Source organism: Lysinibacillus sp. CNPSo 3705 (assembly GCF_028674935.1).
In the GTDB taxonomy this organism is placed as follows: Bacteria; Bacillota; Bacilli; order Bacillales_A; family Planococcaceae; genus Lysinibacillus.
Genome location: NZ_JAQZSD010000002.1, coordinates 1 through 14,698, shown reverse-complemented (window position 1 = coordinate 14,698; position 14,698 = coordinate 1). Strand labels below are relative to the sequence as shown.

The following is a 14,698-nucleotide window of genomic DNA, read 5'->3' as shown; positions in this document are numbered from 1 at the left end:
ATTACAATTCAAACATTAAAATCAGATGAAAAATAAATAAAATGGACATAAAAATAGCTGTTCAATGCATTTTCTATAAATGTCATTGAACAGCCTCGATATTTTATCATTTAAACGGTTACTAACTTCGTCGGCTCTTCTGCATCTGTATCAAATAAATTTAAATACTCACCGACAATAATGCCGCAAGATTGCAAAGTTTGTGTGACACTCATGCGTGCAAGCTCTTTCATATTATTATCTTTACTTAAATGTGATAAATATATATTTGTTGGCTTTTCAAATACTACTTCACTCATTGCGATAGCTGCATCCTCATTTGAAACATGCCCTACATCACTTAAAATACGACGTTTTATAGACCATGGGTAACGCCCCATTTGCAGCATATTCACATCGTGGTTACTTTCAAATACAAAGGAATCAGCACCACGAATAATCCCTTTCATACGGTCACTAACATAGCCTGTATCCGTAATAACAACAAGTTTACGCCCATTTTCATGAAAGCTATAAAACATTGGATCTGCTGCATCATGTGATACCGCAAAAGATTCAACAGCCAATGAACCAAAATGCTTGACAGTATCCATTTCAAATTCAAAACGTTGCTCTAAAGGTATATCACCAACTAGCCCGTCCATCGCCTGCCACGTTTTGGCGTTAGCATAAACAGGTACATTATATTTTCGTGCCAATACACCTATTCCTTTAATATGATCACTATGCTCATGTGTAACGAAAATGCCACTTAGCTGTTTCATATTGCGGTCGACTTTTGTAAATAGTTGCTCCATCTTTTTGCCACTAAGACCCGCATCGACAATAAATGCATGCTCGTCATTCTCTACATAAATCGAATTTCCTGTACTGCCACTTGCTAAAACACTAAACCGCATTATTCAACTCCCCAGTCTTCCTCTTCAGCCTTTTGCTTATCTCCTTGGATTTCAATAATTTTTCCATCAATAGCATCCACGAAGTACTCTTCTATTTCTCCGTCCGGTAATTCCACTTGTACTTCCCATGTTGGTATCAACACTTGCGTTTGCGTTAAATTACTAAATGTCGAGTAACCTAACTTCACATGTTTAATACGCGATTCTGATTTTAATAGCCCTTTATTATAAAGTGTCTGGAAAATTTGAAGTGGTGGTATGACCGTTTCCTGTTGCTCCATCTCTTCGATATTATCAATCATTGTCTGCTCATACATTGTCACTTCGTTTTCTAAATTCCACTGTACTTTTAATAAGGCACTATCATTATAATAGAACATTCGATTATTTTTCTTTTGGAAGAAAATTGCGACTCGTTCCTCACGATCTACCTTCCATAATGCATATGAATCTCCATCTTTAACGTTTGTATGGACAAAATCGGTAAAGCTTGCATCATCACTTATATTTCGTAATTTCACAGGGTTAATAAAATTAACACGTATATGTGCATGTTTCTCATCAGTGAAACTTACTCGCTGATTATCATCGTTAACAATATTTTTAAAATTATGCACTTTTCCTGTAATGTAAGAAGCTGATTCATTACTATTCGGCAGTGGTCCATACGTAATATTATCATCTTTCAAACGGGCTTCTATCGTTTTTTCACCTAGTATTTCTACGCTCTGCGCTTCATTATAGCGATTTAAATATAACCAATACAAAAAGATATTTAAGATTAAAAAAACGAATATAAAAATAGACTTTGTTCTATTCCAATCCATTTTTGACACCCCCTAATATTTCAGGCGTCAGTTTTGTCGATATACCATTACGAATAACAAACCAGCATGGCTCTAATGTCACTATTGTGCTTTGATCATAGGTTAAATAGAAACCCACAACAATATCATCTATATCTGATAAAGCAATGTTATTTAGCTTTTTAATCTTTTCAACGATTTCCGATCCTGATGGAAGTTCCTTCATCTCTTTCTCAGATGGAATATCTTTCTCAAAAGAAAAGTATGGACGTTTGTAGCGGAACATACGATTATCTCCCCACACGGTTGTAATTCGGTTTATAGCCTGATCACTATAAATCGGTAATCCATGTATATATAGCTGATAATCCAATTGATTATTGCTTGTACTTGTTGAGGCTAAGCGATAATCATCTGTAAAACCTCCGTGTTCATTGATAAATTCAAAGCTATCCGTAAAGAGCTTAGAAGGCTCTATTCTTATACTACTTTCTGCAGCTGGATATACATAGGTTAATGATTTCACCTTCGAATCAATCACCATCCGTGACATGCCATCGTGATATTTTTCAGTAGTCGCACTTTCATCAGTGCGCACGACATTGTTTAGATTTGTAAATACCACATTTTTAAATAATTCAGGTTTCTCTTCGGTAAAATACGTATATTTTGCAGATTCAATTTTATCATTTGCAATATATAGTGAGGTAAAGCCATCTCGCTCCACTTCTTTAAAAGTGTTGTATGTTTTCGCTGGCTCAATAATATTTCTTACAAATTGATTAGCATTTTCTAGACTTACACGTGAACGCATTAATAATTCATTATTGCCACTAATGAAAAAGACCTGTAAATATTTGCTACTATAATTGCTCCAATCTATAATCATACGATTGAAGGTTGTTTCAGGTAGCTCCTTATCGGCGAACTGAAAAATCGTGTTAAAGGCAGAGTAAGGAATCTCACCAGGGAAAAAGACGGTCATACAATTATTAGAACGAATCATATTGTTTACAGTGTCCGCCTTAAGATTAGTGTCCATGGGCATTAAATCTAGGATATTCCACCCATGAAACGCTTCCATAATATCTACCATTGCACCATTAGATACGGTTCCAGTAAATTCTTTATCAAAACGGTAAATAGCTTTATAAGGACGAATTACATCCTCCGGTTTTTTTTGTGGTCCGATTAAAATTTCTTTTCCTTCAGTCTGTTCAATAAATTTATAATCTGGCGTGTATGTCCAAATCATAAAGGTTAAAACAACACTTAGCACAACGAGTAGGAATAAAACAACTGATTTAACTGGTTCTATATATTTCATTCCCACTCACCTGCCTCGTCAAAATCATCTAAATTAAGTGGTAATGTGAAGAAAACCGTTGTTCCATGCCCTTCTTCACTTTCAGCCCATATTTTACCGCCATGAGCTTCAATCATTTCCCTGGCAATAGCTAGCCCTAGACCAGTGCCTCCCATAGAACGAGCTCGAGCTCGATCCACTCGATAGAAACGCTCAAAAATACGTCCTACATTTTCCTTAGGAATTCCCATACCATCATCGGAAATCATAACCTTTAGCATATCTCCTTGCGCTGTAAAGCCAAAGCGAATATTACCGCCATCGGGAGAATATTTAATAGCATTAGAAATAATATTATCGATAACTTGTGTCACCTTATCCGTATCGATTTCTACATAATAAGATGCCTCTGGGAATAAACGTTCAAACATCACTTTATCTGACTTAGACATTTCAAAACGATCGATAATACGGTTAAAGAATGAATTAAAGAGAACAATGTCTTGATTCAGTTCATAATCTGAACTATCCATTCTTGATAACTGCAATAAGTCATTTACTAAGCGGATCATACGCTCTGTCTCTGTTTGTGTGACATTCAAAAATGTTGGAGCAATATTTTCATCTTTCCATGCACCATCTGCTAACGCCTCTAAATAACTGCGCATCGTCGTTAACGGTGTCCTTAATTCATGTGACACATTTGATACAAATTCCCTGCGATCCATCTCTATTTTTTCCTGCTCCGTAATATCGTGCAGTACGGTAATTAGACCATTAATAAAGCCCGTTTCTTTTTGAATAACAGAGAAATTCGCACGTAAAATATACGGTGCGTCTGCTGTACTGAAATTTAAATTCACCGCATCATTCATGTGAATTAAATCCTCAAAACTATACTCTTGGTCAATTCCTAAAACAGATGCAATCGGTCGGCCTAATGTAATATCTCTTGAAATATGCAGCAGCTCTAGTGCGGGGTCATTAATAAGAATAATACGCCCTTTTCGATCTGTTGCAATAACGCCATCCGTCATATTACTAAGGACCGAATCGAGCTTTCGCCGTTCCGCCTCAGTAGTAGATTGCGCCTCCTGCAAGCGATTTGTTAAATGATTAAAGGTTATAGCAAGCTGCCCTATCTCATCTGTACCATAAACCCGCACTTTGCGAGAATAGTTACCTTTTGCCATCGCTTGAGCCTGCTTACGCATATCTGAAATTGGCTGTGTAATTGTTCGTGCCACTAAAATTCCTAAAAAGATAGTAATGACTAAGGACACTGCTGTACCACCAAGGAAAATACGGTTAATGTCATTCACTTGTTCAAAAACAGATTCAATATTTGCCTCAATATAGAGTACCCCTATAATCTCATCATCAGGTCCTGCACCATCTCGAATTGGCGAAGCTAACACCCACACTCGATTTCTTGTTTTATTATCCAGTTTAATGTTTTCAAATAATGTTTCTGCAGAGATAGCACGGCGTACGAGGTCATTATTCGAGCGCTGTCCAATCAAACTTTGATTGTCTATCTCAGATGTGGCTCGAATACGCTGCCTATTATCGATGACACGGATTTCTAAAATATCTCCTTTAGAAAGTTCCTTCAACCCTGTGGAAAATTCCATAACAATCGTTTTCAAGCTCTCTTCAAGAGTTGGCATACTTTCATCGCGCTCTTTTAACATTTCTTCACGAATGCTATATTGCATTAAATCGACACGTTGAAAAATGGATTGTCGGAAGTTGTCTTTTAAATTTTGCTCTAATTCACGCGCAAAATAAATTCCTATTATTTGCAAAGCAAGTAGGATTAGCAAAATATAAATTAGTACTAGCTTGACATGAATTGATTTAAAGAAGCTAACTTTCTGCATTCCTTTTTACTCCTGTTCAGGATTTCGTAAATAATAACCTACACCACGGCGTGTTACAATCCAAGCCGGATGACTAGGATTGTCCTCTATTTTTTCTCGTAAACGACGAATTGTTACATCTACTGTTCGTACATCACCGAAATAATCATAACCCCACACAGTTTGTAATAGATGTTCACGCGTCATTACTTGACCGATATGCTTCCCTAAGTAATGTAATAGTTCAAACTCTCTGTGTGTTAGTTCAATTGCTTCATCACGTTTCAATACTAAGTAAGCATCTGGCTGAATAACAAGCGAACCTACTACAATTTCATTGGACTCTTCTTCAACCTCTTCGGCAGTAGGAGCTACTACCTGTAAGCGACGCATATTTGCCTTTACACGTGCAATAAGCTCACGTGTACTAAATGGCTTTGTCACATAATCATCTGCGCCCATTTCTAGTCCTAATACTTTATCAATCTCAGACCCTTTTGCAGTTAGCATAATGATAGGGAAATCATATTTTTTTCGTACTTCTCGACAAACTTCCATCCCATCACGCTTCGGTAACATTATATCTAAAAGCATTAAATCTGGTTGTTCTTCCTCAACCTTCTCTAGTGCCTCATCTCCATCATAAGCACAAATAACTTTGTAGCCTTCTTTTATTAAATTAAACTGTAAAATATCTGCGATTGGTTTTTCATCGTCTACAACTAAAATGGTCTTGTCCATATTTTTTCTCCCTTTCGCTTTTTATCTATTTTTAAACGATTGTATTTTTAAAGTCACTACTCTAACTCTACCATGCTTTTAACTTCTATGCATTATTCTAAATCCTAAGACATTTTACGATATTGTTATAATCCATTATCCCTCGACAAATTGCATCCGGAATTGGCCCTCGTGCTTGCACTAAGCATTCCCTTCCGAACCCGTGACATCTGCCGAAAGGCTTGTGCGAAAGAGTAGTACTAACACAGCTTCAGCACGGTGTTTTGTCTGTGCGACAGCAACAGTACAAAGTTGGTCACTAAAGCCGTTGCCACAACGACGCAGCGTTCTTAGACTGGGTTCCTCGATACTCTCTGAAAATTGGCTTCAAACCGCAGTCATCTCATCACCTATAGAGGCGGATGACTTCTGTACCTGTCGCTTTGCTTTCGCTACAGAAATTATATTTCGACAAATATTTCTCGGGAAATAACATAGATTTACATACGAAGTATATAAAAAGACAGTCCTATTTTGGACTGCCTTCTATTCGAATTGATTAACGCCCTACATATGATAATGGTTTTTCTAACGAATCCTTTTTCTTAACTTCAAAGTGTAGATGTGTACCTGATGGATTTCTAGTAGTGCCTATAATTCCCCTACTACTTCCTATGATAGGTGACCGCAAAGCACCTTCCACCTTTTCTATCGTAGTATTAATTACCCACTAATAGTTTTTGCACCAATATACTGTACCATAAAGAAAATACAGTTTAACTGTTTTCATCTTATTGTAATGTAAATGTATTAATTCTCTACTAATTGTTACATCATTCCTATTTTTATAGCTATTAAAAAGTATAGTTTCAGACGTAGATTTTGCTCCAGTCTTGTACTTTTCATGAGGTATCTAGACCCTCAGCCGCTCAACCTCTACTCCAAGCCTTATGACTTTTTGCTTTTTTAATATTCTGATAAAATAGAGATTAGATACATTAGTTGAATGGAGCGATTAATTTGAATGTTTTACAAACATCTGAAATAACCCCTAAAGTAAGAAAGCCTCAATGTAAAAATCCCGTTCGAAAACTTATCATTAGGACCATTATGGTGGCATTAGGTGCAGTCATTATGGCACTGGGACTTGAGCTATTTTTAGTACCAAACCACATTATGGATGGTGGAATCGTAGGTGTTTCCATTATTACTTCTCATTTATTAAATTTACCTCTTGGTATTTTCATCTTCACTTTAAACTTACCTTTCATTTTTTTAGGCTATAAACAAATCGGTAAAACCTTTGCACTTTCCACAGGGCTCGGAATTACAGTACTCTCATTAACAACGCTTTTCTTACATAATCTAAACCCGTTTACTCAAGATACGCTATTGGCCACAGTTTTTGGTGGCATGATTTTAGGTATTGGTGTCGGCATTGTCATTCGTTATGGTGGCTCATTAGATGGGACAGAAATTTTAGCTATTTTATTTAATAGTAAAACACCGTTTTCCGTTGGTGAAATTATTATGTTCTGCAACTTACTCATCTTTGCGGTAGCGGGGTTTGTGTTCACATGGGAACAAGCCATGTACTCTATCCTAGCATACTATATTGCCTATAAAATGATTGATATCGTCATTCAAGGCATGGAGGAATCAAAATCCGTTTATATCATTAGTGATGAAATTGATGAAATTGGGCAAACGATTATGGACCGACTCGGTCGAGGTGTAACCTTCCTTCATGGCGAGGGAGCTTATACAGGGAACGATAAAAAAGTTATTTTTACCATCATTACCCGATTAGAGGAATCCAAGCTTAAATCAATCGTCGCTGAAATTGATGATCATGCATTCCTAGCAATTGGTAATATTGCAGAGGTTAGAGGTGGCCGCTTCAAGAAAAGAGATATTCACTAATGAAAAAGGACGTACCGCTGTGGTACGCCTTTTTTTGATTTATATTTATTTCGCTTCCCAAACATCCACTAAAACGTTCGTTTGTTCACGTGCAGGACCAACAGAGAAAGTAGCAATTTCAATACCCGTTAATTCACTTACGCGTTCTACATAGCGACGTGCATTCTCAGGTAGCTCTTCTAATGTTTTGCAGCCTGTAACATCTTCTGACCAGCCTGGAAGCTCTTCATAAATTGGTTCACATTGTTCAATAATATGAAGATTTGCTGGATACTCAGTAATCGTTTCATCTTTATATTTATACGCTGTACAAATTTTAACTGTTTCTAAACCAGATAAAACATCGATTGAGTTAAGAGCAAGATGCGTAATACCACTTACTCGGCGTGAGTGGCGCACAACTACCGTATCAAACCAACCTACACGACGTGGGCGGCCAGTTGTTGTACCGTATTCACGACCAACTTCACGGATTTGTTGACCTACTTCATCAAATAATTCAGTTGGGAACGGTCCATCGCCAACACGAGACGTATAGGCTTTAGATACACCAATAACACTTGTCACTCGTGAAGGACCAACACCAGCACCAATCGCTACTCCACCAGCAACAGGATTTGAAGATGTTACAAATGGATACGTACCTTGATCGACATCAAGTAAAATACCTTGTGCTCCTTCAAATAACACTTTGCCGCCTTCATCTAGTACATCATTTAAGATTTTAGACGTGTCAGTTACATATTTTGCGATTTCTTGTCCATAGCCGTAGTATTCTTCGAAAATTTCTTCGAATGTTACGCCTTCAACTTCGTAAAATTTCTCAAATAACTTATTTTTAATTGCTAAATTTTGACGTAGTTTTTCTTCAAATACATCCTTGTCTAGTAAATCAGCCATACGGATACCGATACGTGCTACTTTATCTTGATAGCATGGTCCAATCCCTTTACAAGTTGTACCAATTTTTTTATCGCCACGGCTTTCCTCATCCGCGATATCTTGCTTAATATGATATGGCAAAATAACATGCGCTCGATTAGAAATTCGTAAATTATCTGTATCAATGCCACGCTCTTGTAAGCCTCTAAGCTCAGTAACTAATGACTTTGGATTAACAACCAAACCATTTCCGATTACTGAAGTTTTCTCTTTATAGAAAATACCTGATGGAATTAAGTGTAACTTATAAGTTTCACCATCAAATTTAATTGTATGTCCTGCATTATCGCCACCTGCAAAACGAGCGATTGCATCAGCTTTTTGTGAAAGGAAATCTGTAATTTTACCTTTTCCTTCGTCTCCCCACTGTGTTCCTACAACTACAACTGATGTCATAGTCAGCACCTCCGTTAGATACCATTTGTATCTCAATTTTTAAGCCGTTAATTATTGTATCAATGATAGAAACGCCTAGTCAACAAAAATACTTAAAAACACGAACATAAAATCAAAAAATATGATTCAACGTTCGTGTTTAATAACAGAATGGTATGAATATTATCGAACATTCAGATTAATTCCGTCTTGGTGTAATGTCCAACGTTGAGTTCCTCTAAAAGAAGGAAATTTTTCTTATGAATGAAGATAAATATTACTCACGTGGAGGTGGTGGTGGCATTTGCGACCAATCCACATTAATGAATTTATTGAATTCTTTTTTAAAAGCAAGTGTAACTGTACCCGTTGGACCGTTACGCTGTTTAGCAATAATAATTTCAATCATATTTTTACTCTCGGACTCTTTATCGTAATAATCATCACGATATAAGAAGGCAACAATATCAGCATCTTGCTCAATACTTCCCGATTCACGTAAGTCACTCATCATAGGTCGCTTATCTTGACGTTGCTCAACGCCACGAGATAACTGTGATAATGCAATGACCGGAACCTTTAACTCACGCGCTAAACCTTTTAAAGAACGTGAAATCTCAGATACCTCTTGCTGACGGTTCTCACCTGGCTTACCACTACCTTGAATAAGCTGTAAATAATCGATCAAAATCATACCGAGGCCATGCTCCTGTGCTAAACGTCGACATTTTGCTCGAATTTCATTGATACGTACACCTGGTGTATCATCAATAAAAATTCCGGAATTCGATAAACTTCCCATTGCCATAGTTAGTTTACCCCAATCTTCCGTTGTTAAAGCACCTGTACGTAAAACTTGTGCATCTATATTTCCCTCCGCACAAAGCATACGCATAACTAGCTGCTCAGCACCCATCTCTAGCGAGAAGATCGCAACGTTTTCACGTGCTTGAACGGCAACACTTTGTGCGACATTCAATGCAAAGGCCGTTTTCCCTACAGAAGGACGTGCCGCTACAATAATTAAATCGTTGCGCTGGAAGCCAGCTGTTATATTGTCTAAATCACGGAAGCCTGTCGGGATACCTGTAACATCACCTTTTTGTGATTGAAGCTTTTCGATGTTATCAAAGGTTTCCACCAATACGTCTTTTACATGCTTAAAGTCCCCCGCATTTTTACGATTGGCTACCTCCATCATTTTCTTCTCTGCTTCACCTAGTAATGCCTCTACCTCATCCTCACGAGTATAGCCATCTTCTACTATTTTAGTAGCTACACGAATTAAACGACGTAATAGTGCCTTTTCTTCGACAATTTTCGCATAGTGTGCGACGTTAGCAGCTGTAGGCACAGCATTGGCGAGCTCTAGTAAATAAGATAGCCCGCCAACATCCTCAATTTCCTTTTTAGCTGATAATTCTTCCGTAACTGTTACAACATCTATCGCTTTTCCTTGATCACTTAAACGTAGCATCGTTTCAAAAATTGTCTTATGTGCATTATGATAAAAATCATCTGCTAGTAAAATTTCAGATGCTGTGATTAACGATTGAGGATCGAGGAAAATTGCACCGATAACCGATTGCTCCGCTTCCCGGTTATGCGGTGGGACGCGGTCCATCATCGGTTCGTTCATGGTTCGTCGCCCCTTACTCTTCCGTTACATGAACTTTTAATGTTGCAGATACTTCATGATGTAGTTTTACAGGTACATTTGTAAAGCCTAGCGCACGAATTCCATCACTTAAAGTCATTTTACGTTTATCAATTTTTATACCATGCTTTTTTTGAAGCGCATCAGCAATTTGCTTTGTAGATACTGAACCAAATAGGCGACCACCTTCACCTGATTTTGCTTTTAATTCTACTGTTAAAGCTTCTAATTTTTCTTTTAACGCTTTCGCTTCTGCTAATTCTGCAGCGGCGTTTTTAGCTTCTAATTTCTTTTGACCATCTAATTGACTTAATGCTTGTGCATTTGCTTCAGCAGCATAGCCATTTTTAATCAAGAAATTTTGTGCATAGCCGTCCGCTACATTTTTTATTTCCCCTTTTTTCCCTTTTCCTTTAACATCTTTTAAAAATACTACTTTCATGATTCAGAACTCCCTTCGAGTACCTCATTTATGGCCTCTTCTAAATATTTTCTTACTCCATCAATGGAATTTGCTTCGACTTGGCAAGCTGCATTCGTTAAATGCCCACCGCCGCCTAACTTTTCCATAACAAGCTGCACGTTTACTTCGCCAAGCGATCTTGCACTTATGCCGATTTTGCCATCTGAACGATGTGCAATGACAAAGGAAGCACCAACATCCTTCATTGTTAGTAAAATGTCTGCTGTTTGCGCAATTAGTACAGAATCATACACTTTCGCTTCCTCACCAACAGCAATAGCAATACCCGGCTTCACGAACTTAACCGTTTGCACTATTTTAGAACGCTCAATATACGTATCGACATCTTCTTTTAATAATCGCTGTACTAGCACTGTATCGGCACCATTTGTCCGTAAATAAGAAGCCGCTTCAAACGTACGGGCTCCTGTGCGCAGTGTAAAACTTTTCGTATCGACTATAATTCCTGCCAGCAATGCCGTAGCCTCTAGCATATTAATCTTCGCACGTTTTGGTTGGTACTCAAGTAACTCTGTTATAAGCTCAGCTGTGGACGATGCATATGGCTCCATATAAACAAGCGTTGGATTTTCTATAAAATCCTCACTACGACGATGGTGATCAATCACCACAACTTTTTCTGCCAGCTTCAATAGCTGTGAGTCGATGACTAAATCTGGTTTATGCGTATCAACTATAACGAGCAAAGATTTTTCTGTCATTCTTGCCGCAGCTTCCTCTGGCGTTAGGAAATTTTCATAGAAATCCGATTTACTCTCTATTTCATTCATTAAACGTGTTACACTTCCGTTTAATTCCTCGAAATTCACGATCACATAGCCCTTCACATCATTCATCTGTGCCATTTTACGTACACCAACAGAGGCACCAATAGAGTCCATATCAGGGTTTTTATGTCCCATAACAAATACTTGGTCACTATCCTGAATTAAATCACGTAGTGCATGAGAAATAACACGTGCTCTAACGCGTGTACGTTTCTCAACAGGGTTCGTTTTCCCACCATAGAATTTCAGTTTTCCTGTAGGTTGCTTGATGGCAACCTGATCACCACCACGCCCTAAAACAAGATCTAAACTTGATTGTGCTAGTTCACCAAGCTCTACTAATGAAGATGATCCTGCGCCAACACCAATACTTAATGTTAATGACATATTTTTTTGCGCTGTTTTTTCTCGAATTGTATCTAAAATGGCAAATTTTTTCTTCTCAAGCTCCATTAAAATGGATTCGTTTAATACAGCTAAAAAACGATCGGATGATATTCGTTTGACAAATATCCCTTGTTCAGCCGCCCAATCATTAACAATTGATGTCACCATCGTATTTGTTAAACTACGTGGCTGGTCATCCATTGCTTGCGTAATTTCGTCATAATTATCAACAAATAAAATGGCGATAACTGTACGATCTGCATAGTATTGTTTTTCAATAGCTATCTGCTCCGTTATGTCAAAGAAATAGAGTAAATTCTCTTCTTTTTTATAATAAACTCGATATTTACGATCACGGAGCGTAATCGTATCTTCGTTTGTCTCTTCGCTTTTCATTAGCACGTAAATGTCGTCAGATATATTAACGATTCCTTCACCTACTAAATTCTCCATATTTAAAACGCCTTGCATATATGGATTCGACCATTCTATTTCATATTGATCATTGACAAGTAAAATCCCAATTGGCATTTCAAGCAATGCCTCTTCCCCTACTTTTTTCATGCGGAAAGAAATGGATTCAATATGCCTTTCTGTTTCATCAAAGGTAATCTTTTCTACCTTCCACGTATAGACCATTAATAGTACAAAACCTACTCCATAACCGACACCTATCCCGATATTCCAAATACATAGAAGCACGAACGTCACAATGCCAAAAATGGAAAGAACAAAAAGCGGATAGCGGATTGGTCGTTTTCTAAAAGTCCCCATTACATCAGCCCCTTATTCTTTAGTTTTTCCCTTCACAAGTGAACGTACGTCGAAACCTAAATCTACGATGCCTAGCAATATCATAAAGGATGATAGTGGTAAGGCTAACAAAGTAGCTATCCATTTTACAGCATTCGGCATTCCCTTTTTAGAAATAAGATAATGTATAAAGGAAATCCCCTGCAGGATTAATAACATCCATAAAACATAAGAAACATTTAAAACAATAACATCTAATGTAGATCCAGCTTCTGGACGCATAAATAAGTTAATGCATAAAACAATCATGTAATACCATAAAATAGATCGTGGTAGACGCATATGTTGGAACGGTGGAAATTTCGGTACGTCTAAACCAAGACGTTTTAATACAGGTAAATTGAATGTCATGACAATAAATGCTGTCATAAATGCAGAGAGTGTTACTATTGCAGGTATTGTCAGTTCAACTGTTTTTAACAGAGCCTCAATTAGCTCTGGCTGAAACGCTTCTTGACCTGTCATAGTTTTTGTCAGTTCATTTGATTGCTCATAACTTTCACGGAACAACTCCATGCTTATGTTAATCATATTGATACCAGAAAATTGAACATAGGCTACATAGACAATTGTCATTGACAGAAGAACAGCAACCCCAGATGACATGAATAGGTAAAGTTTGCTCTTCTTTTGATTAATTGCATTTCCTATTACGACACCAAGTAATGCCAATACAAAGGCAAATGGTAACATAATTAAGCCAGTTGTTAGAGTGGTTAAAATACAGCCTACTACTGCTACAAATACTGATGATGAACGCTTATAATTTGCGCTATACCAAGCAATTGGTAATGGGGCAAATATTAGACTTACTATACGAATGAATGGTACATATGCAGAAATAAGCATAAGAAGCGTAAAGATTGCGACCATCATTGAGCCATGTAAAAGCGCCTTTGTTTGATTATTCGGCATTGAAAACCTTCCTTTTTTCAGTCAATCTTACTGACCTTTATTGTACCATTTTTTTAGGTTATTGAACAAAAAACGCTAAGAACAACTGAATGCTTTGCCATTAATTTTGTAGAACCAATGACTAAAGCGTGAAATACATAACTATATAGAAGATTTTTTACCGAAAAGTCATAACAAATTCATTATTTATGTTCTTATATATATTGTTGAAATTTTTCAACGATGCATACGACCGTTACTACTGCATGAAAAAAGGCTTTTAATCGAAATGATTATAAGCCGTTTGTTTTTAAAAATGTTACTTAGTCGATTGTTTCTCAATCTCTAAAATTTCATCTTTTCTTTATTCATGTCTGTTAAGAGTGTAATAAATTCTTATGATAATAGCAAATGGTAATATATAGAGCAATTACTGAAGTAAAGATCATTACTATAGTATTGCGATGACAAGATCAGCAACTCCAGTTTTATAAATAAAAAAGCACAACTAAAGTTAATTAAACCTCGTTGTGCCTTTATTATCTTATTTGTCTTCTGCTACGAATGGAAGTAATCCCATGATACGAGAAACTTTGATAGCTGAAGTTAATTTACGTTGGTACTTAGCGCTAGTGCCAGTTACGCGACGTGGTAAAATTTTACCGCGCTCAGAGATGAATTTTTTAAGTAAATCCACATCTTTATAGTCGATATGCGTAATGTTATTAGCAGTGAAGTAGCAAACTTTACGGCGTTTGCGGCCTCCGCGACGTGGTGCCATAGTATGTCTCCTCCTTATCATTTTTTATTTTAGAAGTATTAGAATGGTAATTATGTTCAGCGTACAGTGTGTAATCTTTGTG

12 protein-coding genes are annotated in these 14,698 nt (G+C 37.1%); 1 reads left to right on the top strand and 11 read right to left on the bottom strand.

Annotated features, from left to right (window positions below):
- Nucleotides 1-110: 110 nt before the first annotated feature.
- From PVA17_RS00870 to yycF, 5 genes are read right to left on the bottom strand one after another with little or no spacing between them, the layout of a single operon-like run.
- Nucleotides 111-899, bottom strand: coding sequence for an MBL fold metallo-hydrolase (locus PVA17_RS00870; protein WP_132362531.1), 789 nt, complete (start codon nt 897-899; stop codon nt 111-113).
- On the bottom strand, nt 899-1,726 hold the full coding sequence (locus PVA17_RS00865) for a two-component system regulatory protein YycI (protein ID WP_132362529.1): 828 nt from the start codon (nt 1,724-1,726) through the stop codon (nt 899-901). Before PVA17_RS00865 ends, PVA17_RS00870 begins: the two co-directional genes overlap by 1 nt.
- The gene (locus PVA17_RS00860; protein WP_274066633.1) at nt 1,713-3,032 is read right to left on the bottom strand and encodes a YycH family regulatory protein; all 1,320 of its coding nucleotides are present in this window, start codon (nt 3,030-3,032) and stop codon (nt 1,713-1,715) included. Before PVA17_RS00860 ends, PVA17_RS00865 begins: the two co-directional genes overlap by 14 nt.
- The gene (gene walK, locus PVA17_RS00855) at nt 3,029-4,894 is read right to left on the bottom strand and encodes a cell wall metabolism sensor histidine kinase WalK (protein ID WP_132362525.1); all 1,866 of its coding nucleotides are present in this window, start codon (nt 4,892-4,894) and stop codon (nt 3,029-3,031) included. Before walK ends, PVA17_RS00860 begins: the two co-directional genes overlap by 4 nt.
- Before the next feature lie 6 nt (nt 4,895-4,900).
- Nucleotides 4,901-5,614 carry a response regulator YycF gene (gene yycF, locus PVA17_RS00850; protein WP_049662630.1) on the bottom strand — a complete coding sequence of 238 codons (714 nt, stop codon included), beginning with the start codon at nt 5,612-5,614 and terminating at the stop codon, nt 4,901-4,903.
- A 1,089-nt stretch (nt 5,615-6,703) separates the two neighbouring features.
- On the opposite strand from yycF, the gene PVA17_RS00845 reads away from it, so the two are divergent.
- Nucleotides 6,704-7,516 (top strand): YitT family protein, encoded by an 813-nt coding sequence (locus PVA17_RS00845; RefSeq protein WP_274066694.1) that lies wholly within the window; start codon nt 6,704-6,706, stop codon nt 7,514-7,516.
- 45 nt (nt 7,517-7,561) lie between these two features.
- On the opposite strand, the gene PVA17_RS00840 is transcribed toward PVA17_RS00845, so the two are convergent.
- The 6 genes from PVA17_RS00840 to rpsR all read right to left on the bottom strand — a co-directional run bounded on the left by PVA17_RS00840 (nt 7,562) and on the right by rpsR (nt 14,616).
- Nucleotides 7,562-8,854 carry an adenylosuccinate synthase gene (locus PVA17_RS00840; protein ID WP_132362521.1) on the bottom strand — a complete coding sequence of 431 codons (1,293 nt, stop codon included), beginning with the start codon at nt 8,852-8,854 and terminating at the stop codon, nt 7,562-7,564.
- A 256-nt stretch (nt 8,855-9,110) separates the two neighbouring features.
- Nucleotides 9,111-10,472 carry a replicative DNA helicase gene (dnaB, locus tag PVA17_RS00835; protein WP_132362519.1) on the bottom strand — a complete coding sequence of 454 codons (1,362 nt, stop codon included), beginning with the start codon at nt 10,470-10,472 and terminating at the stop codon, nt 9,111-9,113.
- A 13-nt stretch (nt 10,473-10,485) separates the two neighbouring features.
- Nucleotides 10,486-10,932, bottom strand: coding sequence for a 50S ribosomal protein L9 (rplI, locus tag PVA17_RS00830; RefSeq protein ID WP_132362517.1), 447 nt, complete (start codon nt 10,930-10,932; stop codon nt 10,486-10,488).
- A complete protein-coding gene (locus tag PVA17_RS00825) occupies nt 10,929-12,902 on the bottom strand; it encodes a DHH family phosphoesterase (protein WP_132362515.1) in 1,974 nt (657 codons plus the stop codon). The genes rplI and PVA17_RS00825 overlap by 4 nt, the downstream gene beginning before the upstream one ends.
- 12 nt (nt 12,903-12,914) lie before the next feature.
- Nucleotides 12,915-13,856, bottom strand: coding sequence for a YybS family protein (locus PVA17_RS00820; protein ID WP_132362513.1), 942 nt, complete (start codon nt 13,854-13,856; stop codon nt 12,915-12,917).
- A 523-nt stretch (nt 13,857-14,379) separates the two neighbouring features.
- Nucleotides 14,380-14,616: a 30S ribosomal protein S18 gene (gene rpsR, locus PVA17_RS00815; protein ID WP_012296211.1), complete on the bottom strand. Its 237-nt coding sequence runs from the start codon at nt 14,614-14,616 to the stop codon at nt 14,380-14,382.
- Between the last annotated feature and the right edge of the window lie 82 nt (nt 14,617-14,698).

What these genes read in the sequence shown, in the direction of transcription:
- PVA17_RS00870 (WP_132362531.1), bottom strand. Translation starts at nt 899, where the DNA reads ATGCGGTTTAGTGTTTTAGCAAGTGGCAGTACAGGAAATTCGATTTAT.
- PVA17_RS00865 (WP_132362529.1), bottom strand. Translation starts at nt 1,726, where the DNA reads ATGGATTGGAATAGAACAAAGTCTATTTTTATATTCGTTTTTTTAATC.
- PVA17_RS00860 (WP_274066633.1), bottom strand. Translation starts at nt 3,032, where the DNA reads ATGAAATATATAGAACCAGTTAAATCAGTTGTTTTATTCCTACTCGTT.
- walK (WP_132362525.1), bottom strand. Translation starts at nt 4,894, where the DNA reads ATGCAGAAAGTTAGCTTCTTTAAATCAATTCATGTCAAGCTAGTACTA.
- yycF (WP_049662630.1), bottom strand. Translation starts at nt 5,614, where the DNA reads ATGGACAAGACCATTTTAGTTGTAGACGATGAAAAACCAATCGCAGAT.
- PVA17_RS00845 (WP_274066694.1), top strand. Translation starts at nt 6,704, where the DNA reads ATGGTGGCATTAGGTGCAGTCATTATGGCACTGGGACTTGAGCTATTT.
- PVA17_RS00840 (WP_132362521.1), bottom strand. Translation starts at nt 8,854, where the DNA reads ATGACATCAGTTGTAGTTGTAGGAACACAGTGGGGAGACGAAGGAAAA.
- dnaB (WP_132362519.1), bottom strand. Translation starts at nt 10,472, where the DNA reads ATGAACGAACCGATGATGGACCGCGTCCCACCGCATAACCGGGAAGCG.
- rplI (WP_132362517.1), bottom strand. Translation starts at nt 10,932, where the DNA reads ATGAAAGTAGTATTTTTAAAAGATGTTAAAGGAAAAGGGAAAAAAGGG.
- PVA17_RS00825 (WP_132362515.1), bottom strand. Translation starts at nt 12,902, where the DNA reads ATGGGGACTTTTAGAAAACGACCAATCCGCTATCCGCTTTTTGTTCTT.
- PVA17_RS00820 (WP_132362513.1), bottom strand. Translation starts at nt 13,856, where the DNA reads ATGCCGAATAATCAAACAAAGGCGCTTTTACATGGCTCAATGATGGTC.
- rpsR (WP_012296211.1), bottom strand. Translation starts at nt 14,616, where the DNA reads ATGGCACCACGTCGCGGAGGCCGCAAACGCCGTAAAGTTTGCTACTTC.